The sequence below is a fragment of the Candidatus Poribacteria bacterium genome, assembly GCA_026706025.1.
Taxonomy (GTDB): Bacteria; Poribacteria; WGA-4E; order WGA-4E; family WGA-3G; genus WGA-3G.
On sequence record JAPOZO010000020.1, the window covers coordinates 61232 to 82111 of the forward strand.

General features: G+C 49.0%; 20 protein-coding genes and 3 tRNA genes. 11 read left to right on the forward strand and 12 right to left on the reverse strand.

Annotation, left to right across the window (positions count from 1 at the left end):
* Positions 1 to 20: 20 nt before the first annotated feature.
* The 8 genes from OXH00_04170 to argJ form a co-directional block, all read right to left on the reverse strand.
* Positions 21 to 1358 carry a hypothetical protein gene (locus OXH00_04170; GenBank protein MCY3740197.1) on the reverse strand — a complete coding sequence of 446 codons (1338 nt, stop codon included), beginning with the start codon at positions 1356 to 1358 and terminating at the stop codon, positions 21 to 23.
* A 110-nt stretch (positions 1359 to 1468) separates the two neighbouring features.
* Complete coding sequence (locus OXH00_04175; protein ID MCY3740198.1) at positions 1469 to 2101, reverse strand: penicillin-binding protein activator LpoB; 633 nt, start codon at positions 2099 to 2101, stop codon at positions 1469 to 1471.
* 171 nt (positions 2102 to 2272) lie between these two features.
* Positions 2273 to 4060, reverse strand: a complete 1788-nt coding sequence (gene thrS / locus OXH00_04180) for a threonine--tRNA ligase (GenBank protein ID MCY3740199.1) — start codon at positions 4058 to 4060, stop codon at positions 2273 to 2275.
* Positions 4061 to 4265: 205 nt separating this feature from the next.
* On the reverse strand, positions 4266 to 5432 hold the full coding sequence (locus OXH00_04185; GenBank protein ID MCY3740200.1) for a hypothetical protein: 1167 nt from the start codon (positions 5430 to 5432) through the stop codon (positions 4266 to 4268).
* Positions 5433 to 5653: 221 nt separating this feature from the next.
* Positions 5654 to 5727: transfer RNA gene (locus OXH00_04190), tRNA-Val, on the reverse strand.
* Positions 5728 to 5745: 18 nt separating this feature from the next.
* Positions 5746 to 5820 (reverse strand) — tRNA-Cys (locus tag OXH00_04195).
* A gap of 6 nt (positions 5821 to 5826) precedes the next feature.
* A tRNA-Gly gene (locus tag OXH00_04200) sits at positions 5827 to 5901 on the reverse strand.
* A gap of 145 nt (positions 5902 to 6046) precedes the next feature.
* Positions 6047 to 7252 carry a bifunctional glutamate N-acetyltransferase/amino-acid acetyltransferase ArgJ gene (gene argJ, locus OXH00_04205; protein ID MCY3740201.1) on the reverse strand — a complete coding sequence of 402 codons (1206 nt, stop codon included), beginning with the start codon at positions 7250 to 7252 and terminating at the stop codon, positions 6047 to 6049.
* Between the two features lie 137 nt (positions 7253 to 7389).
* Here argJ and OXH00_04210 point away from each other — a divergent pair, with 137 nt between their 5' ends.
* Entirely contained in the window at positions 7390 to 8736 is a 1347-nt protein-coding gene (locus OXH00_04210; protein MCY3740202.1) for an aspartate aminotransferase family protein, read from the forward strand.
* Between the two features lie 115 nt (positions 8737 to 8851).
* The gene (locus OXH00_04215) at positions 8852 to 9835 is read left to right on the forward strand and encodes an alpha-ketoacid dehydrogenase subunit beta (protein ID MCY3740203.1); all 984 of its coding nucleotides are present in this window, start codon (positions 8852 to 8854) and stop codon (positions 9833 to 9835) included.
* A 42-nt stretch (positions 9836 to 9877) separates the two neighbouring features.
* Here the strand turns inward: OXH00_04215 and OXH00_04220 are convergent, their stop codons facing one another.
* The 4 genes from OXH00_04220 to OXH00_04235 form a co-directional block, all read right to left on the reverse strand.
* Entirely contained in the window at positions 9878 to 10192 is a 315-nt protein-coding gene (locus OXH00_04220; GenBank protein MCY3740204.1) for a type II toxin-antitoxin system PemK/MazF family toxin, read from the reverse strand.
* On the reverse strand, positions 10155 to 10376 hold the full coding sequence (locus OXH00_04225; GenBank protein MCY3740205.1) for a hypothetical protein: 222 nt from the start codon (positions 10374 to 10376) through the stop codon (positions 10155 to 10157). The genes OXH00_04220 and OXH00_04225 overlap by 38 nt, the downstream gene beginning before the upstream one ends.
* A 99-nt stretch (positions 10377 to 10475) precedes the next feature.
* On the reverse strand, positions 10476 to 11708 hold the full coding sequence (locus tag OXH00_04230) for an Npt1/Npt2 family nucleotide transporter (GenBank protein ID MCY3740206.1): 1233 nt from the start codon (positions 11706 to 11708) through the stop codon (positions 10476 to 10478).
* A gap of 29 nt (positions 11709 to 11737) precedes the next feature.
* Positions 11738 to 12565 carry a phytanoyl-CoA dioxygenase family protein gene (locus tag OXH00_04235; protein ID MCY3740207.1) on the reverse strand — a complete coding sequence of 276 codons (828 nt, stop codon included), beginning with the start codon at positions 12563 to 12565 and terminating at the stop codon, positions 11738 to 11740.
* 208 nt (positions 12566 to 12773) lie between these two features.
* Between OXH00_04235 and OXH00_04240 the strand changes: the two genes are divergently transcribed.
* The 9 genes from OXH00_04240 (at position 12774) to OXH00_04280 (ending at position 20869) form a co-directional block, all read left to right on the forward strand.
* Positions 12774 to 13754: a hypothetical protein gene (locus OXH00_04240; GenBank protein MCY3740208.1), complete on the forward strand. Its 981-nt coding sequence runs from the start codon at positions 12774 to 12776 to the stop codon at positions 13752 to 13754.
* 3 nt (positions 13755 to 13757) lie between these two features.
* A complete protein-coding gene (locus OXH00_04245) occupies positions 13758 to 14075 on the forward strand; it encodes a hypothetical protein (protein MCY3740209.1) in 318 nt (105 codons plus the stop codon).
* 27 nt (positions 14076 to 14102) lie between these two features.
* Positions 14103 to 15701 carry an AAA-like domain-containing protein gene (locus tag OXH00_04250; GenBank protein MCY3740210.1) on the forward strand — a complete coding sequence of 533 codons (1599 nt, stop codon included), beginning with the start codon at positions 14103 to 14105 and terminating at the stop codon, positions 15699 to 15701.
* A gap of 44 nt (positions 15702 to 15745) precedes the next feature.
* Entirely contained in the window at positions 15746 to 16738 is a 993-nt protein-coding gene (locus OXH00_04255; GenBank protein ID MCY3740211.1) for an NAD-dependent epimerase/dehydratase family protein, read from the forward strand.
* A gap of 14 nt (positions 16739 to 16752) precedes the next feature.
* Positions 16753 to 17565, forward strand: a complete 813-nt coding sequence (locus OXH00_04260; protein MCY3740212.1) for a phytanoyl-CoA dioxygenase family protein — start codon at positions 16753 to 16755, stop codon at positions 17563 to 17565.
* Positions 17566 to 17620: 55 nt separating this feature from the next.
* Positions 17621 to 18205 carry a Uma2 family endonuclease gene (locus tag OXH00_04265; GenBank protein MCY3740213.1) on the forward strand — a complete coding sequence of 195 codons (585 nt, stop codon included), beginning with the start codon at positions 17621 to 17623 and terminating at the stop codon, positions 18203 to 18205.
* A gap of 73 nt (positions 18206 to 18278) precedes the next feature.
* Complete coding sequence (locus OXH00_04270; protein ID MCY3740214.1) at positions 18279 to 19322, forward strand: Ldh family oxidoreductase; 1044 nt, start codon at positions 18279 to 18281, stop codon at positions 19320 to 19322.
* Between the two features lie 153 nt (positions 19323 to 19475).
* On the forward strand, positions 19476 to 20078 hold the full coding sequence (locus OXH00_04275) for a hypothetical protein (protein ID MCY3740215.1): 603 nt from the start codon (positions 19476 to 19478) through the stop codon (positions 20076 to 20078).
* Positions 20079 to 20167: 89 nt separating this feature from the next.
* The gene (locus OXH00_04280) at positions 20168 to 20869 is read left to right on the forward strand and encodes a hypothetical protein (GenBank protein MCY3740216.1); all 702 of its coding nucleotides are present in this window, start codon (positions 20168 to 20170) and stop codon (positions 20867 to 20869) included.
* Positions 20870 to 20880: the final 11 nt, after the last annotated feature.

Here is a 20880-nt window from a genome sequence, read left to right on the forward strand (position 1 = left end):
ATGTTGCGATCTGGAGAAGTTTATTCATAAGTTCGATGGTTCCAAAAGGTTATCCGATTCGGATAAATCTTAATATCCGGTACGGATTGACTTCCGCGGACCTGTCCGTTCGCGTCCAAAAAAGAGAGATTGAGTGTATGCGTACCCGCGGGGAGCGGCATCCGCACCATAAAAATCTGGTTCGGCAGTGTTCGCCATGAACGCGTATCCGCCTGCTCTGTCAAAACGCCAACGAGATTCGTAAGCAAACCTAAAGTCTCATTTTTCTTCCCCGCCTGCCGGGTGAGCAAGTACTTTCCTAAAGCACGCGCTAAGGTTCGTAAGAGGATGATAGGGCGTTCTGCCTTGAAGGTTTCAATCGCGATAGTTTCTACATCCTCTACAAGCACACCACTCACTGGCTCCTGTTTTTCCACTGCAACCTTAATTCCTGCGAAGCGCGGGCGGTGTGAGTCAATTGTCGGAATCGCAACACGTAAGAGATATTCCAATTCGACATCTTCAAAGACCATCCCTTCGCGTCCTATCAGTGTCGGAACAAACTTTTCATCTTCCACATCGTCTTTTTTAAGGATCGGAAACATCAAAGTTTCCTGACCCTTAGGTGGAACGTAGCCACTTTCGTAAAAGAGAATCAGTTCACCGGTGTCTTTAGAATGTAGTGGTGGCTCGCCGTACTCGTCTCGGTAGCGTTCAAATTCATCGGTAAATCCAAGCCTGCGTGTCAATCGGACCAGGGCGTTACCGATGTCTTTTGGCGTTTCCACACCGGTTTTCTCCGAGGCATTTTTATAGTATTCGGCGGCTTGTTTGTAAGATATGTAAGCGTCATTCAACTCACCAGTAGCTTCAAAGAACATACCAGAAAGGTGTGCAAGGAACCCTGTTCCGAAGAAATCGTATTTCTCGTCTTCACCCTTGAAATAGTTGATGAGTGCCGTAGCGCGGCGACACTCTACCAATGCATCATCCTGTTGATTTAGGTAGAAGTAGTTGAGCGCGCGATAGTAGTGACTCAAAAGCCGTTCATACTGCGTAGCAGAATATGGACGTAATTTGTCGGAGGTGACCAGTGAACCCAACTCTTTTGAAACGCTTTTGGTATAGCGATCTTCCGCGATATCCTCGGCTGTGCCAAGTGCCTTACTGCTCTCCGCAAAGTTGTTAGCATAATGGGCGACCAGCCCCAGTTCAAATTGGTACGGGATATCCGGTTCTTTCGGTGCTTTTTTTTGAAGATAGATGTAGGCATCTTCTGGCTTGCCTGTTTCCAAAGGTTCTATGACTTCTTGAAACTTATAGCCAGCACAGCCTATCATCAAACAGGTAATAAGCAGAAAGGGGAGTGTTTTGATCATCGGTCTCCGTGGATTTTAAAGAGCGTCGTGGGCAGGCACGGGACCTGCCCAAACAAATAGGATCAACAAATCAGGCGTAGGGGCCGCCAAACAGAAGTGTCGCGAACGTCCTACATTTTAAACTTGCTTCGTCCAATAAACTTTTTAATCTTTTCCTGACCGATCCAGATCTTCTCGTTGGTCTCAATATTTGTCAAGGTGAGATCTGTCTGATAGAAGACGACCTGATCGCCGCCCTCGCGGTCCTCAATGGTGTTAATTTCACCTGTCATCATGTAATCGGCACCGAGTTCGCGCCCCATCCGTTTAACGGTTTCGAGTGCAGCGAATTCTCCTTGGTCGGCGCGTTCTTCGCGAATCTCGCTACGTTCACTCGAACTTGATACAGTGCGGACCTTCCCCGAATTAATGAAGGCACGCTCAATATCGGTTATAAATGTAGCGACAGGGATATGTTCCATGCTTTTATTGCGAATGCCGCCCACAATCACAACCGGTTTCCCACCGGTATTTATACCGTGATCGTTTATCCATGGATGATTCAAGCAATCGCCAATAATTTTATTAGCAACCATGCGAGAATCTGTGTCATTCCAACGTCCGGACAAGTCTATTGTGGTGTCGGCAGCAACACGGGTAACTTGTTTAGAGGAACTACAACCGCTAAAAACTATTATTCCGATGAGGAAGGCACAAATTGTAAGCCTATAAACGATAGACTTGACTGTCAAAATTTTATCCATTAGAAATACTCCTTTTTTAATAGTTTTCAGTTGTCAGTTATCAGTTTTCAGTTAAGAGGCCTCTTTTAACTGACAACTCTCATTGCGAGGCAAACTGACAATTGACAACTATTCCTCTGACAACTGAAAGGTTTTTCGCAGAAAAACCGAACTGACAACCGACAACCCTCGTTAGAAATCCAAGTCGGCTTCCTGAACGATTTTGTCGACGAAGGTATCAAGTGCCATCGCGCCGATGTCGCCTTCATCTCGGCTTCGGACGCTAACCGTGCGACTCTCCTCCTCACGTCCACCGATAATTAACATATACGGCACACGTTGCAAACGGGCTTGACGGATCTTCGCGCCGATCTTATCATCGCTGTTATCCAACGTAACGCGACACCCCTTTTGCAGCAGGAGTTGCTCGACCTCTCTACCGTAGTCAACGAAACGTTGGCTAATCGTCATCACAACGCATTGCACCGGAGAGAGCCATGTCGGGAAGGCACCCGCATAATGCTCAATGAGCATCGCAATGAACCGTTCAAAACTCCCACAAATCGCACGGTGGATAACCACAGGACGCTTTTCAGACCCGTCGGATGCGACATAGATCAGATCAAACCGTTCAGGGAGTTGGAAATCGAGTTGCACGGTGGCACACTGCACATCTCTGTTCAGTGAATCCCGAACTTGAAAATCGAGTTTCGGACCGTAGAACGCCGCTTCACCGGGATCGACGGTATACTCAACCTGATTGTTCTTCAACACATCTTCAAGTATCACCTCCGCGCGATTCCAAACGTCCACGTCCCCCATAAACTTCTCCGGATTACGTGTACTCAAATCGCATCGGAAGGGCAAATCGAAAGTACCATAAATCCTTTGGAAAAGCCCAAGGATACGTTCATATTCATCGGCGATCTGGTCTTCGGTGACGAAGTTGTGAGCGTCATCCTGACACATTTGGCGGACGCGCGATAAGCCAGTCAGCGTGCCTGTGGCTTCGTTGCGATGCAGCACACCTTGGTCGTGCAGGCGATAGGGCAGATCACGGTAGCTATGGCGCGCACTTTTATAAATGAGCATGTGCGCCGGACAGTTCATCGGTTTGAGTGCACTGACCGAATCGCCATCTTCGCTTTCAACGACAAACATATCGTCTTTATAGTGTTCCCAATGTCCAGAGGTTTCCCAGAGGCTGCTGTCATAGATGAGCGGTGTCCGGACCTCCTGATACCCTTCGCTGAGATAGAGTTTTCGCACCTTTTCAGACAAGAGATTATAGATAAGTGCGCCTTTCGGAAGCCAAAATGCACTCCCCGGCGACTCTGGGTGCATCTGAAATATTTCAAGCTCGCGTCCGAGTTTACGGTGGTCGCGTTTGGCGGCTTCCTCGCGTTGTGTCAAATATGCCTGAAGGTCGGCTTTGGTCTCCCATGCGGTGCCGTAAATGCGTTGCAACTGCTCGCGATTGCTATCACCGCGCCAATAGGCTCCAGAAACGCGGAGCAGTTTGAAATATCGGCATTCGCTCGTTTTTTCAACGTGCGGTCCTTTGCATAAATCTGTGAAATCACCGTTGTGATAGATAGAGACACCTTCGTCAGCGACACCCTCATCGCTCGCGCTAACTTCCCGATCAGAGATGCCATCGATTAATTCGAGTTTGAATTTCTGGTCTCGTTCACCGAACCATGTACGGGCAGTATCATAGGTCCAGGTCTCCTGTTCAAAAGGCACATTGGCTTTAATCATCGCCTTCATGTGCTTTTCGATTTCTGGGAAATCTTCGGGTGTAATCGGACGCGGCACCTCCATATCGTAATAGAACTCGTTTTCAATCGGCGGTCCGATTGCGAGTTTTACAGTCTGTTCGCCATCTGGAAATAGTTGTTGTACGGCATACGCCATAATGTGCGCGGTCGAATGACGTAAGCGTTGTAAGTAATCTTCAGGTTGATTGGGTTCACGCATTGCGGTTTACTCTCTATATGTCCATTCGTGTAGGTTTCAAAATTGGTCTTAATAGACTTAACGTCTCTTTTTCTGCATCGTTTACGAAATAATTTTACATGATATAGGTGGGAAATGCCAATTAAAAAATCCGTAAGATTAAAACCGCTGCGTTTCCGGTGGATTTATTGGAGTGATGGTAAACCCTACTATGTAAAGGACGCTGTTATTCCAAATCACATAGTACGCCAGCGTAGTTTCCACTAACGGCTATACTCATCGGGTGGGATGTTCCGAGTGTTGTGACAGCTAAAAAACGATCCGTGTGACTTTCAACAAGGTCAATAATAGAGAAGAAACCCTTTGCATTTAAGGCATAAAGCCGATCCCCTGAAATTTGAAAATCTGTAAGAGCACCCACTTTATCCTCAGCGGATATCTTATGGCTCCATTGGTCTTGAGCGACCAAAAGCACGTTTCCTGCGTCAGCGGCATAAACATCTGTACGTTTTCCAAGATTGACCGTGTAGAGATACGCGAGACAGTTTCCCGTCACGTCGTAGTGCTCAAGCATACCGCCACGCCGCACGTAGTTTGATCTTGGCCAGACAATCGTAATATCCGGATTTGCGCCGCTGTAATTAGCAAATACCAGATAGTCCTTTGAAAATCGGATCTTCCCATATCTACCACCACATAACTCCAGGAAGTTGCCATTTTGATACGCAAGTAGTACTTGCCAAGACTTGGCTCTCTGAATCGGTTTTACTGTGGAACCTTTAGGTATAAGCCCTAAAAACCAGAATTGCGGCAATGCAACGGCATCAACGAATTGGGGGTTCTCTCCTGCTAAATCAAAGATGTGCAGATGGTCGTCGGTATCCATAACATATAGGTAAGATTCATGAACGTCAAAATCTTTGATTTTATTTCTATGATTTAAGCGTACAGTAGATTGGAATGCTGGACGCGTCGGATTTGAGACATCGACGACATAAATCCTATAACGACTCTCCACATAAACCTGATGTCCAGATACGCGTGCCTTGCCAATATCATCGGAGAACGCGAGAGATGTCATATAGTCTGGATGCTGGGGGTCAGAAAGTTCAATGATGTGCAGGTGCTGTGCTGTCGTAACATAAGCGTACTTCCCTGAAAAGACGACATTGTTGTTTGGACTGACGCGAAAGGGTAGTTGAATGGAACCCGCGCGTGTCGGATTTTCCACATCTGTAGTGTCTACTACAATAAAAATGCTTTCTTGTGGTTTCGCAGGTGTAACGGGTTTTTGCCGCTGCTCAAGAACACGCAAACTGCAACCCATATTAATAACGGTAATTAGCAGGACTATAACAATAGCAATGGTTGATTTGGCAAAAATTGTTCGCACTGTTTTCCTCCTCTGAATGACCGTAGCAAAGTTCTCTGAGCTTGACTGTTAGTTGCGAAAGATGCTGCAATTTCTATGCCAAGACCCAATACGCTGAATGTGTTGATAAGTTTGGCATTTCAGGGCTGGAATTGCACGAAAAAGGGCAATCAGTTCAAAAAATGCACAAAGCGGTGCAGTTTTAGGAGTTCAGAAGAATTGGGACAAAAATTTTGGAAGGATGGGCGGTACAGGACTTGAACCTGTGACCTCTTGCATGTCAAGCAAACGCTCTAGCCACCTGAGCTAACCGCCCGTCTCTGGAGAGAGGTGATGGAGGTGGCGGTCGGAATCGAACCGACGAGTAAGAGCTTTGCAGGCCCTGGCCTTACCACTTGGCTACGCCACCAAAAGATGGAGCGGGAGACGAGATTTGAACTCGCGACCTCCACCTTGGCAAGGTGGAGCTCTACCACTGAGCTACTCCCGCATGATTTTGACAATTCGCGCAGAAAAGATGCAGCGACTTCAAAAGCATATATAGTTTAATATATTTGCTTTTAAATGTCAAATTAATTTTCAATTTAAATAGCAAACTTTGAATCGTTGTTAAATTTTTGATGCTTTGCTGCAATCTATGTACGATAATCGGCGTTGATTCGGATGTAATCGTAGGAATAATCACATGTCCACATTGTAACCGTTGCGTCACCGGCACGTAGATCAATCGTAATCCGCACCGGATCCTTGGCGAACAAGGCAGTGGCTTTGTCCTCATCGTAGCTAGCGTCCATTCCGTTTTTGACGAGTTGATAATCGGCGAGATAGACATCCACCTGATATGGATCAAATTCCGCCCCTGATTTTCCGATCGCCATCATGATACGTCCCCAATTCGCATCGTTGGCGAAGACAGCGGTTTTAACGAGCGGCGACTCTGCGACAGCACGTGCCGCTTTCTCAGCGTCATCGCGGTTTTTTGCGCGCTTAACGACCACCTCGACGAGTTTTGTCGCACCTTCGCCGTCGCGGGCGAGCATCTTGACCAGCTCCGTGCAGACGAACAGAAGTCCGTCACAAAAAGCCTCGTAATCTTCTCCGTCTACTGCAACAATTTCGGTATGGTCCGCGTGTCCAGTCGCCAGAATCAGCACTGTGTCATTGGTGCTGCGGTCGGTGTCAACGGTCAAAAGGTTATAGGTATCATCTACAACGCGGTTCAGGGCAGTTTGGAGTGTCTCAGCATTGATTTTCGCATCCGTTGTCAGATAAGAAAGCATTGTCGCCATATTTGGTGCGATCATACCGGAACCTTTCGCAATGCCACCAATCCTCACAGGAGCACCCTCAATTTCCACTTCTATAGCGACAGATTTCGGATGTGTATCCGTCGTCATAATCGCTTCTGCAGCATCACTTCCACCTTCGGGACTAAGCGCGCTTGCAGCGACTCGAATCCCGTTTTCAATCTTATCCATCGGCAACTGCTGTCCGATAACACCCGTAGAGGATACCAGCACGAGTTCAGCGTCTATACCGAGTTGTTCAGCGGCTGTAGATGCCATCCGTCGTGCGTTCGCCATGCCAACCTCACCCGTACAAGCGTTGGCGTTTCCGCTATTGACAATAACGGCTTGCGCTTGACCAGCCTTGAGATGCTCGCGGCAGACGATGACAGGCGCGGCGGTAACGCTGTTCTTTGTGAAAACTCCGGCAGCTGTCGCTGGCGTATCGGTGACGATGAGTGCCACGTCTTTCGCTTCCGCGGCTTTTATACCGGCATGAACACCCGCTGCTCGGACACCCGAAACAGCGGTAATCCCGTCTTCTATCTGTTTCATGAAACGCTCCTTAGCGATAAAGTGTGGTGAAAATTATACTACGTCTTGAACGAAATGTCAAAAGGTAAAATTAAAAAGCAAATAAAACGGAAATATGCTATACTTATTCACAAATACCGCAATAACGAGGGAAAAAAATGCACACCATTTTAGAACGTTATCAAAAAACTTTTGCGAAAGATAGAGAAATGTCGCAGGCTGCAAACCACCTGTTTCCAGATGGTGTGACGCACGACGGACGCTATATGACCCCTTTTCCGATTTACGTTACCCGTGCCGGTGGATCGAAAAAATCGGGACTTGATGATAAGGAATTCATTGACTACTGGGCAGGACACGGGGCGTTGCTCCTCGGACATAATCCGCCAGAAGTTGTGGAAGCGGTAACGACGCAGATGCACCGAGGTACACATTACGGTGCCTGTCATCCGTTGGAACTGGAATGGGGTTCGCTCGTAACGCAGCTGGTCCCGTCAGCGGAGCGCGTCCGGTTTGTCAGTTCCGGTACGGAGGCGACACTGATGGCGATCCGCCTCGCTCGCACTTATACAGGGAAAAATAAAGTGCTGAAATTCACCGGACATTTTCACGGTTGGCATGACAGTCTCATCTTAGGCGCGTATCCGCCTTTCGATATGAGCGTTCCAGGCATTCCACAAGACGTGAAAGGGACAACGCTATTATCTCCACCGAACGATATTGATGCTGTCGAAACCTTATTGAAAACAGACAAAGACATCGCCTGTGTGATCCTTGAACCGACGGGTGCCTCTTTCGGCATTGTCCCGACGAATGGGACGTTTTTGAAGCAGCTACGTGAGTTGACAGAAGCGTACGGTGTTTTATTGATTTTCGACGAGGTTATCACAGGGTTCCGGGTCGCACCCGGCGGTGCGCAAGCGCATTACAACGTTACACCGGATATGACAACCCTCGCAAAAATTTTGGCAGGTGGACTCCCTGGCGGCGCGCTCGTCGGCAAAACCGAGATTCTCGAACTCATTTCAATGAAATCGGAAAGCGACGGCTTGAAGATGCCGCACCCTGGCACTTTTAACGCGAATCCGCTCTCTGCTGCCGCGGGGATCGCTATGCTCAATATCGTCAAGACAGGTGAACCGCATAAGCAGGCACATCGGACGGCAGACCGACTTCGCACGGAATTGAACAGCATTATTGACGATTACAAACTCGACTGGGTGGTTTACGGCGAATTTTCGGGGATTAGACTGCTCATCGGGCACGGTGAAAAAGATGTCCGTGCCTCCGATTTCGATCCATACACATGGGATTATCGGAAACTAAAAGGCAATAGCGATCCGGATATGCAGGAGCGTCTCCGGTGCGGTCTGTTGCTGAACGGTATTGATCTTGCCAGCAACGGTGGGATGACAACAGCAGCGCACACGGAAGAAGATATTACGAAAACGGTCGCAGCATTTGCGCAGACGCTTGAATGGCTGAAGGCAGAGAACGCGCTTTAAAAATTTACCCCGGATCCGGTAGGTGCGGTTTCTAACCGCACCGGGGACTGTTAGGGGATTGCTCAATTATTTTTTATTTTTATCAAGCACGCTACGGAAAAGACAAGGAGCATGAATGAAGACGATTACGTATCGCGACGCGCTCAAGGAAGCGTTGGCAGAGGAGATGGAACGCGACGACGCGGTCTTTCTGATGGGCGAGGACATCGCCGAATACGGCGGTGCCTATAAAGTGACGGACGGATTGTTCAAAGACTTCGGGAAGGATCGCATCCGAAACACGCCGATCTCCGAAGCCGCTATTATCGGCACTGCACTCGGCGCAGCGGTTACAGGGATGCGTCCGGTTGCCGAACTGATGTACATTGATTTCACTGCGGTCGGGATGGACCAGATCGTGAACCAGGTCGCGAAGATTCGTTATATGGTCGGCGGACAGTTAGATGTACCCCTCGTGATTCGGACGCAGGGCGGTGCGGGTCGATCCTCTGCAGCACAGCACGCACAGAGCCTTGAAGCCTGGTTCGTGCATATCCCAGGGCTGCTGGTCGTGATGCCCTCTACACCCTACGACGCAAAAGGGTTACTGAAAACAGCCATCCGAGACGACAACCCGATCATGTTCATTGAGCACAAACTCCTCTACACAGAAGAGGGGGAGATTCCTGAGGAAGAGTACACGATTCCGTTGGGCGTAGCGGATGTCAAACGCGAAGGTGAGGACATCACGATTCTCGCAACATCACGGATGGTCCTGAACGCGCTTATTGCTGCAGATACACTCGCTGACGAAGGTATCTCTGCCGAAATTATTGATCCGCGAACGCTGATGCCACTTGATAAAGACAGCATCCTTGACTCTGTCCGGAAAACGAATCGGCTGCTCATTGCACACGAAGCGGTTGGTCGGGCAGGGTTCGGTGCGGAGATCGCAGCACTTGTGGTCCGTGAGGCGTTTGATTACCTTGATGCACCGATTGAGCGGGTCGCAGCGATGCCGGTGCCTGTTCCTTTCGCACCCGTGATGGAGAATTTCGTTATTCCGAACGCGGAGCAGATCACTGATGCAGCACGGAAGCTCGTCCGTTATGAAATATAGAACAGGTTTCAAGGGAGGTACTTATGGAACGAAACATGAAGGCTAAAGTTCCAACCATTGGCGCACTGCTTTCTCAACAGCGGATAACTGGTCAGGCAGGAGGTCTCCTAACTTTCTTAAAAGCTTCGCCTCCGAAACAGTGATCAGACTTTGTGTATCGAAAGCACCGGTCTCCAGAAATTTTGTTTTTATACGGATTTCAAACCTTGAATCGCGTGTGCTTGTTGTATGTGTCACAACAGTGACAAGCGCGCGATCTCGAACAAGGGCAGGTGTGCTGATAACGAGACAAGGTCTAACTTTTGCTACCATGCCGAGATCAACCAGCCAAACTTCTCCTCGCTTTTGCTTCGGCATCCTCTGCCTCCGTTTTATCATGCTCAAGGAACAGCGCATCAGCGATTTCCGCGAGTGCCTCATCTGTTAAAGGTGGGATATCCAGCATAGCCATGCGCTTTATGATTTCAGAGGCAAGGGCGTGTTTTTCAATCTCAGGAAGTTGGTTGAACGCCTCTAATATGTTCTGTGGGGCTGTGTTCATTTGGGACCTCCGCGCAGTGAGAATATAAAACTTATGTCAATTATACATAACGTGTTGGCGAAATTCAAGGCTTTTTAGCGGGCAGAATTTGTGTAAAATTTAGGTATCCTCTGTATTCACTAACTTCTGATACGCCCGCGTCAAATTGAAAGCGATTGGTGTCCACACTATCGCTGCCACCATCGCCGTAATTGAGAACGCGATGCCCGGAATCGTCTGTATACCCAACCGCACTAACTCAATCACGCCCGCACTACCACCCTTCCCGAACCGATATCCAAACGAATCATTGATCTGTTTCGCGCGATAGCGAGAATCATAAGAGAGCGGCATATAGAACAACTCTTTCGCTGCCCGGAAAATCGAATAATCTAAGGCTTTAAAAATCATGTATGCCGCTGTCCCGCTCCGAAGCGATGGAGAAATCGTCAGCACCAGACTACTGACGAGGTGAACCACCGGGACACTTACATGAATAATGCGGAGCGCGACAAATCTGAGTGCCAACGGCACAACCACCAACTGCAAAATACCAGCGATCAGTCCGAGGTTTCCATAGACATCACCGAAAAACGCCGTTCGCATGTCTTTATCCGGTATCTGCGTTTCCGCCAATCCATTGAAACGGAGATCAAGGACAGTGGAGACGACTTGCGTGCTTAAGATCAATATGCCGATAAAAAGTAGGTATCTGGAACGAAAGAGCGTGCCTATGCCGAGATGCCCAAGCTTCCCACCCGCCTCTTCTTCACTCGGTTTTGGCTCACCACCGAACCGATAAGCGATCACACCGAACACCGCTGTGGGAACGAGGGATGCCGCTGTGAAAAGGAGTAAAGTCTCAGATCCTAACACCTCTGCCCATCTGCTTACAAGTTTACCACCGGCAAATGAACCCATGGACGCAACGGCACAGAAAGGTCCGTTAATTCGCTTTGCTTGTTCGGTTGTCAGTACACTATTGACAAACGACCAAAACTGCTCAATGACAATCACGATGTAGGCTTCACGGAACACATAGATAACCGCCGCAGCAAAATGCATGCCACGGACAAGTGCTGCGTAACAAGCGAGAATCAAAATAGCAGAAAAGAGTGAGGTTATCGCCAAAGCCCGCGACGCCCCCTGCCGCGATAGGAGACGACCGTAGCAGTACAGCATCACGATCATACTCGGTGGGATCGCGACCATGCCACGCGAAAGATTTTCTGCACCATAGGCATCAATGAACAGGGAAGAGGATACGGAACGGATAAACTCGTAACCGAACAACACAAAAGCTGCGGCACTACTAATCGCGATGGCGGCGTAAATAAGTCGTCGTGGAAACATAAGTTGGAGGATCCCTTCAAAAAACTGCGTTACCGTTCTGGAATTTTATCTTCCGTTGGACGGGGGTTATGAACCCAATGCCCATTTGGATCTTTGCCTCTGGCGACAATCGCGCGTTGGTTCCAATCATTTGCTGCGTGGACTTCAGGCGGCACGAACCGCATCGTCAACCCACAACGCCGCCGATCTGATGTGTTCGGTTCAGAACCGTGCAACAGCAGATCCGAATGCAACGACATCTGTCCGGCTTTCATTTCAAATGGATGGGGTGCGTCTCCATATTGTGTCGCTCCATGTACTGTCTGACCCAGCACATTCTTTTCCTCAGCGGCACTGCGTTCAAATGCAATCTGCCCATGCAGATGAGACTTCGGAATAACAGTCATCGCACCGTTTTCAACCTCGGCATCGTCAATAGCGAGCCATACGGTGACAGTCTTACTTGGAGAGAGGGGCCAATAGGAGGCATCCTGATGCCAACTCACCTGTTTCACATCCCCCGGCAGCTTGCAGAAGTAGTGTGTCCCCCAACAGATTAGCGTTTCACCAAGGAGATCTTGCACATAATCCAAGATTCTTTTTTCCGTAACAAGGTCGTGGAGACCGGTACAAGTGGTGTGCCATCCGTTGATGGAGTAGCTATTCATCCCTGCTGCCAGTGCCTTTTCCATAAGTTGATCAAAATAGGCACGGTGTTCGGCGATCTCCGCTTCCGAAAAAACATCTAAGGGTGAGATAAACCCGTTTTCATTGAAGTGTGCGATTTGGGCGCGTGTTAACGTTGATGGATTCTCGTTTTTAACCGGAAAAAACTGTAGTGTTCGCTTGAGTTCCGGCATTGCATCCGTAATTGGCATCGGCGCGTCCTCGTTTCTTTGCGTAGGTCAGAAGTTTGTATTGCAGGTATAATACCAAATTTGGGGACTGTTGTCAATTTTGTTTGTCCGAATCGGCGAAAATTCCACTTGACTTTTAGGGTGAATGGACTTATATTAATCAAACAGTGTGTTAGCATTCCCTTGGACAGAAGAAAACAGACCTACCTACTTAGAAGAACACTAAAAAATGGACGAAAAACGAGCGAGTGGACGCTATTATACACGTGGGAACCCGTTCCTGTTGGAACCCTTCCAGACGTGGGCAAAAGCGTCTGATTTAGCACAACAGATAACTTTAGAGCCGTTCGCAGGTGCGAAAGACATTCCACAATTGATTGATGCAGCAAACCTGCAATGCCGGGGTTGGGCATTTTTCGACATTCAACCCGGAGCAGAGCGGATTGCACAACGTGACACCCTCGCCGACTTTCCTAAAGGATTTAACGTTTGCATTACCAATCCACCGTGGTTGGCGCGGAATTCCGCAACGCGCCGCGGTTTACCTTTTCCAGAAGCGACTTCCTACGATGATCTCTACAAATACGCACTTGAGCAGTGCCTGACGCATTGTGGGTGGGTCGCAGCGATCATCCCAGAGGCGTTTATTCGGAGCGGTCTTTTCCTGAAACGGCTGCACGATTTCATCTCTTTAGTCCCACAAACGCAAGATAAGACCAATTACCCCCCTGATAAGGGGGGCAGGGGGGTTTCAGTTATGTTTGAAGACACTGAACACCCTGTGGGTCTCGCACTGTTTGCACCGGACGCGACATCAGATGTAAGGATATGGCGCAACAATCAGTTTCTTGGCACTATGAGCGAACTCCGCAGACACTTGCCACTGCCTTCCTCCAATCGTGAGATTGTATTCAACGATCCAGAGGGGAATCTCGGACTCATCGCCATTGATAACACCGTTTCTGCGTCTATCCGTTTTTGTCCACCAGAAGAACTGAAAGATTATCCGATCCGTGTCCACTGCCGTTCCATAACGAAAATCGGCATGCCGTGGCGCGTGGATATAGATGTGCTTAATGCGCGTTTAACAACAATCCGCGAGAAAACCCATGATGTTTTCTTAACAGCATTCAAAGGCATGCGCCGTGATGGACACTACCGACGGCGGTTAGATTGGGCATTGTCGCGTGCAATTGTTGATATGGAGTAGAAAATGAACACCCAAAAACTGGTCTGCGTCTTACTTTTGATAACACTCATGACTTCTGCAGGATGTGTGCCCGGCGATGGCAAACACACTGCCGAGAAACCCGCCGGATTCTTCTGGGGCATCTGGCACGGTTGGATCGCGCCAATCTCTTTAATATGGGGAATTTTTAATCCAGATATTCGCGTCTATGAACCCCAAAATACAGGATGGTGGTATGATTTTGGGTTTTACATGGCCATCATCAGTGGCTTCGGCGGTATCTCCCTTACGCGGCGGAAACGTAAAAAGACTGTAGTGCAGACGAGCGTTAATACTAATTAAGGACACTAAAGCCGAGGAGAGGATGCGATGAAAACTTTTGAGACGCGAGGTCCTGTAGATGCCGCGCGAAATTATGTCGTCAAGCGGACGACGGAACTTGCAGATTTCGTCGATCGCGTTAAACAGGGACGCTACATCGTCATCTTCGCGCCACGGCAGACAGGCAAAACAACTTTTTTCCGGTGGGCATTAGATGCCCTCACAGCCGAGGGTATAACTTATTTCCCGATTCAATTGAATTTTGAAGCCTATAAAAACCTGAACGCTTCCGTTTTTTACAGTGAACTCTACCAGGATATACGTGAACAAATTGGAAAGATTTTTCAAAAACGGGGACACGTGCTATCGGGAGCACTTCATCAATATCTTCAAGGGTTCCAGGTAACCGATCATCTGTCAATGCTACGCTTCTTTACGGAACTTGAAAATCTGCTAAAACCGCAGCGACTTGTAATGATAATTGACGAGTTTGATGGCATTCCGCAAACTGTTGTGAGCGATTTTCTGCACTCGCTTCGCCGCATCTACCTCTCCGGTGTAGATTCACGCTGCCCTTTCAGTCTCGGCATCGTCGGTGTTAAGAGTATAACACAACTTAACTATGACCGTTCTATTTCACCCTTTAATATTCAGGACGAGTTCGCTTTGCCTAACTTTACGCTTGAACAGGTTCGTGAGCTTCTTGGGCAGTATACTGAGGCAGTCGGGCAGTCTTTCACTCCAGAGGTCACTGAAGCACTCCATAGACAGACAGCCGGTCAGCCGTTCCTTGTAAACCGATTCGCACAGATACTTACTGAAGAATTGAACATTCCAAAAACCGAGTGCATCGACATGACGCACTTTTCAGAAGCGCACACGCGGTTGCTGCGCGAACGGAACGTCAACATTCAGCATCTCATAACCAATATCCGAAGGGAGCCACGTTTTAAAACCCTTCTGATGGGAATTGTTTCCCGCGATAGAGGTGTGGATTTTAATCTGGATAACGAATTTATTTCGGAGCTCGCTACTTATGGTATCCTCGCGGAAGGTGCTGACGGAATGTGTGAGGTCGTCAATCCGATTTATCAGTATCGCATCATGAAAGCGTTCCAACCCCTGATAAACGGACTGGAGTGTGAATACTTCCCTGAGGACGCGGAAACCGATTTCTTAGATTACCTCACATCCAATGGGCAAATTCGCCTGCAGCCCTTACTTGATAACTTTCAGAATTTTATCGCACGTGTGGGATATAAAATTCTGCAGGTGCCAGAGACTCCAAAAGAGTTCGTTGGACAATACCTCCTTTTTGCCTATCTTGAGCAGTTTGTACGGTTGGTGAAGGGACGAATGTACCTTGAAGTGCAAGCAGGACGTGGTAGAATGGATCTGCTTATTCTGCACAATTCGCGAAAGTATATCGTTGAAACCAAAATTTGGGAGGGAGAGCGATCCTATAGAGCAGGCAAGAAGCAACTCGCGGCATACATGCAGTTGGAGGATGCAGCGGAGGGATATTATGTTGTGTTCGATCATCGGAAAAATCCCGGTCCGCGGATGGAAACAGAAATTATTGAAGGTTTCGCTATCCGGAGCTACGTCATTCCTGTCATGCAAGAACCGCCCTCACAAGTGATATAGAGAAATTCTAAAGAGATAGCATTAATAGAGGAGGAATCTAACCCATGAAAGTCTTAGTCATCGGTGGGACAGGCAACATCAGCCGTGGGATTGTTGCTGCCCTGCAACACCGAAACCATGAAGTTGTCCTATTTAACCGTGGACAGCATAGGGACGCACCGCCGCCAGATGTCCGCATCATCCACGGGGACCGACAACAACGCGACGATTTTGAGGCGAAAGTCGGTGCGGAAAATTGGGATGCTGTCATCGATATGATTAGTTTCAATGCCGAAGATGCCGCTTCCGCACTCCGCGCATGTCAAGGACGCGTCGGACACTTCGTCCACTGCTCAACGGTGATGACCTACGGACCGCCGTTCAGCGGGATTAACCTCCCAGAGACCGCACCGTTGGAAGGGGAGTCAGGTTACGGACTCGGCAAAGTCGCAGCGGATAATTTGCTGTTAGAAGCACACGCACGCGATGGGTTTCCGGTAACCATCTTCAAACCGTCATATACCCACGGGCCAGGGATGAATCTCCTGCGTCAAGTCGGCGGAGATGGCGGTTGGATTGATCGGTTGCGGAAGGGCAAACCGATCCTCTCCGCAGGCGACGGATTAAATTATTTTCAATTCCTGTCATCTCGCGACGCAGGTTTTGCGTTTACAGATATACTCGGTAAATCCGACTGCTTCGGCGAGATATACAACATCGTCCACCCACAAGCACGGACGTGGGACGAGTGGCACCGTGCAGCGGCAGACGCACTCGGCGTTGATATAGAGATTGTGCATGTATCGCAAGAGACGCTCATCGCGATGTCACCAGAACGATTCAGTGGATTGCGGGGGAACTTCGGGCATACACAAATCTTCAGCCACGAAAAACTTGCAGCAGCGTTACCTGAATTCAGTCCGAAAATCCCGGTTACAGAGAGTGTCGCAGAAAATATCGCGTGGATGGACAAACACAATCTGGTCCCAGATAGCGATGCAGACGATCTGGAAGATCAGGTTATTGAAGCAGTTCGCAATCTACCGCGTATCCGGTAGCACAGAGGTGAAATATGCTACAAATCAGATCAGCGTTAGACTCAGAAAGACTCGACATTGTTGAGCAAGACTTGCGCGAAGTCGGTTTCCACATCATCGAAAATGTGATTACCGACGATGAAGCAGACGAAGCACGCGAAGCAATCTGGAAATTAGTTGAAGAAGACATCGAAAACGGATTTGACCACAGTTACGGTGACGGTAAAATCCGACGCGTCTGGGCAATCGTCGGAAAATCTCCCATCTTCCGTTATTTTATTCAGCACCCGACCGTCGTTGCCGTATGGAAACGGATGCTCGGTGAGGATGTCATCGCCTCCACATTTACGGCGAATATCGTTGGACCCGGCGCACCCGAAGGCGGTTGGCATATTGACTACCCGTATTGGGCGATGCAATCGCCTTTCCCATCGGGTTCAATAACCGGACAAACCGTCTGGATGTTGGACGACTTTACGGAAGCAAACGGTGCAACGGCGTGCATCGCAGGTTCACACAAAACGCTCCGCCGTCCCGAATTGGGGGAAGCAGAAGGGCTTGAGAGCAGCGTCGCTGTCGCACCGAAAGGCTCTATCATGTTCACAAACGGTGCAATCTGGCATCAGTCTCGGGCGAACCTCACGGACACACCGCGCGTCGGGTTGCTCGGTATGTATAACCGATCGGTCATCTATCCGCAAGAGGATATGCCGCGGCAGTTGACTGACGAGGCGTTAGCAGGCGAAAGCGATGTACTTAAGCAGCTGCTGGGCAGAAATATCCAGTTCCGCGATCCAAATCACGGACAGAATTGGCATCGTACGGAGAACGGATTTCGCCAAGCATAGCGACTTTTAAAGCGTTTCTGACCAAACGAGTAACCTCGTTTCTATGGAGGTATGTATGTCATCTACTGCAGCGCAAACTTATTTGACCCCTGAGGAATACCTTGCTTGGGAACGCAAGGCAGATATCAAGCATGAATACTTGCGCGGGGCAATAATCGCTATGTCCGGTGCAAGTCGCGCACATAGTCTCATTGTGACGAATATCTCTGGAGAACTTTATATCCAGTTGAAAGGCGGAACGTGTGAAGTCCACACCAACGATATGCGGGTTCGGACTAGTCCAGAGACTTCCTACTTCTACCCTGATGTTGTCGTTGTTTGTGATAAACCTCGCTTTGAGGATAACACTTTTGATACACTCCTGAACCCGATTGTTTTAGTAGAAGTACTTTCTCCATCAACCCAAGTGTATGATCGTGGAGAGAAGTTCAAACACTATCAGCAACTTGCATCTCTGCGAGAATACATCCTTGTTTCACAAGACGAAGTAGGAGTTGAACGTTACCGTCGGCAAGGCACGGAATGGCAACCCGCCGAATTCCGATCACTTGAAGATGTGCTGTCGCTTACCTCAATTGATTGTGAATTGTCCTTAGAGGACATTTATGGGCGTGTCGAATTTCGTGAAAATCAACTGTAGGCAGCGGTGCTAATCCCGTTGTAAAAGGTCTCTATTCATCTGACAAATCCGCAATTCAGTAAGGAAAACATTTATGCCAACAATATCTCATGATGTTTTGAGAAAGTTTGTATACGATATATATCGCGGTGCTGGTGGTACAGAAGAAGATGCGCGCATCGTCAGCGACCACGTCGTCGATTCTAACCTCGCAGGTCACGATTCACACGGTGTTATCAACGCGCCGAACTACATCGGTGGCATGGCAGGCGGACCCGCCACAGACAAAATGGAGATTGTCAGGCAAAGTGGTGCTGCTACCGTCATCAACGCTAACGGTGCGCTCGGTATGGTTGCCGCACGGAAAGCGATGGAGATGGCTGTCGAAAAAGCAGGAAGCTGCACCATCGGCGCGGTCGGTTTACACCGATGTGGACACGCAGGCAGGATGGGCGAGTACCCACCGATTGCGGCGCGTGCTGGTATGATCGGGGTCGTCTTGCTCAATGGTGGCGGACGGTTTATGCATCCGCACGGTGGCACCTCTCGTAGGCTACCGCCAAACCCGATTGCGATCTCAGTACCACGTCAAGATGGCGAACCGCTCCTGCTTGATATGACGCTCAGCGTGGTCGCAGGCGGGAAGCTGCTCGTCCAGACGGCTCGTGGTGAATCCATACCGGAAGGATGGATGATAGATGCTGAAGGCAAACCGCTCACGGACCCGAACGCCTTTCGTGAACGTCCGCAGGACACAGCCGTTATGCCGCTCGGTGGTTTTCAGTTCGGACACAAAGGGTTCGGACTCGGCGTGATGATCGATGCTATTGCTGGCGGACTCTCTTGGGCAGGATGTAGCCGTGAACAACCGACGCGAGGGGCAAGCGGCATCGTAATGTTCGCTATCAAAATCGAGGATTTCATCGACTTAGCGGACTATGAACAGGAGATCGCATATCTTGTAGAGTGGGTGAAGTCGTCTGCCCGATTGCCAGGTGTTGACGAAATCTATGTTCCGGGAGAATTCGAGGAACGGAGCCGCGAGAAACGCCTGCGCGAAGGGATACCGATTGAGGAACCGACTTGGAACCGCCTCGTTGAAGCCGCGGAACGTTTCGATATTGAGATACCCGTATAATACGCATAAATACACGCCGTGGGTTCTCTGTCCACCAAACCAGCGATTATAGGCGCATTATTATTTTCGCAATATCTTCGTATTTGGGCACCAATGGATATAATGTGTACAGAGCAGGCACATACTGTCTGCCACAATCAATAGGAGAAAAAAATGAGAATCCTAAGCAGCTTAGTCGTTCTGCTCATCGGTTTTACAGGATGCGTTGTGCTGAACCAGTTGAACCAGTCTGTTGAAGAAATTGCCCCCTCACGCCTCACCTGTGCATCAAACCCGGAATTCGTGGATGGCAATCTGGAGACGGTGAGTTCATTTGCAGTAAATGGGTTCGTCCGAAAAGCGTATCAAATTTTTGACGGTGAGACTCGGAGGCAGACGTACGCACAACGGCGCTACATCACACAAGTTGAAGGCAACCGTCGCACAGAAGCGATTATCAAACTCGATGCACCGACCTATGTTTCTTACGTGGAGGTCTATCCGGCATCACGGCACATCCCGAATTTCGCAATGATGACAACAACCGACGATCCACCCCGCTTTGATGTCGCCTTCGAGCGAGTCGCCGACAAGCAGCACAAAGATATAGAAGGATTGACCCCGGTTCGCTTCCAAATTGGACGAGAAGTCCTCTATCTACGGATGAGTGCAGACGGGATTGAAGATAAACAGAATTCTACCCGAAACATAAACTCAAGCGTTGAGATCCCGCTAAAAGGTGGCGAGATTCGCGAAGTCAGATTTTTCGGCAGGTAGGCCCTCTAATGGCAGGTGCACCCTACAAGCAGCCAAGGTGAACTTATGGGTGCACTTTACAATCCTCTAAACAAGGAGGCGGCAGCAACATGGATAAAATCTCGACACGTTATAACTTCGGACATAGCCTGAAAATGTCCGTTTATATCGCAGGGATGGTGTTAATGCTAAGTATTGCTGGTTGTGTAGCATCTCAGGGGCAATCTGGAACGGGAATTCTGCAGTCGCGTCTATCTTGGCTTCAGGGGACACCTATTGAGGAGATTACTGCTTCACAATTGACCTGTGAAACCCATCCTGAAATAGTGGACGGTAACTTGGAAACGGTTGCGACTTTTTCAGTCCAAGGGACAGTCACAAAGAAGTATGAGGTCGTGGAACGCAGCAGGCGTTCATTTGGCAGGGGGCAGTATATAACGGATCTTGAGGGAACAATCCGATGTGAGATTGTGATTAAACTCGAAAAACCGATGTACGTGAATACTGTCGAAGTGTACCCCGCCTCGCGCATCCCTAATTTGGCACTGAGCACAACATTGGAAGCCTCCGGTTATCATCTCGGTCAATCCGGAACAGGATTTCAACCGGTGCATGATAAACAGCATAGAGATGTAGGAGGCACAAAACCTGTTAAATTCAGCGTTGCGCGGGAAGTGCTCTATCTGCGTGTGACAGCGGACGCAATAGAAGACCGGCAGAACGCGACACGGAACGATGACAAGGAAATTAACATCCCTCTGAAAGGGGCTTCAATCCGAGAGATCAAAATTTACGGGAAGAAGCAATCGTAAGAAGATTTTCT

Excerpts from the sequence above, each read along its gene's own strand:
- OXH00_04280 (MCY3740216.1), top strand. The coding sequence starts at position 20,168 with ATGGATAAAATCTCGACACGTTATAACTTCGGACATAGCCTGAAAATG.
- argJ (MCY3740201.1), bottom strand. The coding sequence starts at position 7,252 with ATGAAACAGATAGAAGACGGGATTACCGCTGTTTCGGGTGTCCGAGCA.
- OXH00_04225 (MCY3740205.1), bottom strand. The coding sequence starts at position 10,376 with ATGAACACAGCCCCACAGAACATATTAGAGGCGTTCAACCAACTTCCT.
- OXH00_04260 (MCY3740212.1), top strand. The coding sequence starts at position 16,753 with ATGCTACAAATCAGATCAGCGTTAGACTCAGAAAGACTCGACATTGTT.
- thrS (MCY3740199.1), bottom strand. The coding sequence starts at position 4,060 with ATGCGTGAACCCAATCAACCTGAAGATTACTTACAACGCTTACGTCAT.
- OXH00_04270 (MCY3740214.1), top strand. The coding sequence starts at position 18,279 with ATGCCAACAATATCTCATGATGTTTTGAGAAAGTTTGTATACGATATA.
- OXH00_04175 (MCY3740198.1), bottom strand. The coding sequence starts at position 2,101 with ATGGATAAAATTTTGACAGTCAAGTCTATCGTTTATAGGCTTACAATT.
- OXH00_04235 (MCY3740207.1), bottom strand. The coding sequence starts at position 12,565 with ATGCCAATTACGGATGCAATGCCGGAACTCAAGCGAACACTACAGTTT.
- OXH00_04215 (MCY3740203.1), top strand. The coding sequence starts at position 8,852 with ATGAAGACGATTACGTATCGCGACGCGCTCAAGGAAGCGTTGGCAGAG.
- OXH00_04220 (MCY3740204.1), bottom strand. The coding sequence starts at position 10,192 with ATGCCGAAGCAAAAGCGAGGAGAAGTTTGGCTGGTTGATCTCGGCATG.
- OXH00_04245 (MCY3740209.1), top strand. The coding sequence starts at position 13,758 with ATGAACACCCAAAAACTGGTCTGCGTCTTACTTTTGATAACACTCATG.
- OXH00_04230 (MCY3740206.1), bottom strand. The coding sequence starts at position 11,708 with ATGTTTCCACGACGACTTATTTACGCCGCCATCGCGATTAGTAGTGCC.
- OXH00_04250 (MCY3740210.1), top strand. The coding sequence starts at position 14,103 with ATGAAAACTTTTGAGACGCGAGGTCCTGTAGATGCCGCGCGAAATTAT.
- OXH00_04255 (MCY3740211.1), top strand. The coding sequence starts at position 15,746 with ATGAAAGTCTTAGTCATCGGTGGGACAGGCAACATCAGCCGTGGGATT.
- OXH00_04170 (MCY3740197.1), bottom strand. The coding sequence starts at position 1,358 with ATGATCAAAACACTCCCCTTTCTGCTTATTACCTGTTTGATGATAGGC.
- OXH00_04240 (MCY3740208.1), top strand. The coding sequence starts at position 12,774 with ATGGACGAAAAACGAGCGAGTGGACGCTATTATACACGTGGGAACCCG.
- OXH00_04210 (MCY3740202.1), top strand. The coding sequence starts at position 7,390 with ATGCACACCATTTTAGAACGTTATCAAAAAACTTTTGCGAAAGATAGA.
- OXH00_04265 (MCY3740213.1), top strand. The coding sequence starts at position 17,621 with ATGTCATCTACTGCAGCGCAAACTTATTTGACCCCTGAGGAATACCTT.
- OXH00_04275 (MCY3740215.1), top strand. The coding sequence starts at position 19,476 with ATGAGAATCCTAAGCAGCTTAGTCGTTCTGCTCATCGGTTTTACAGGA.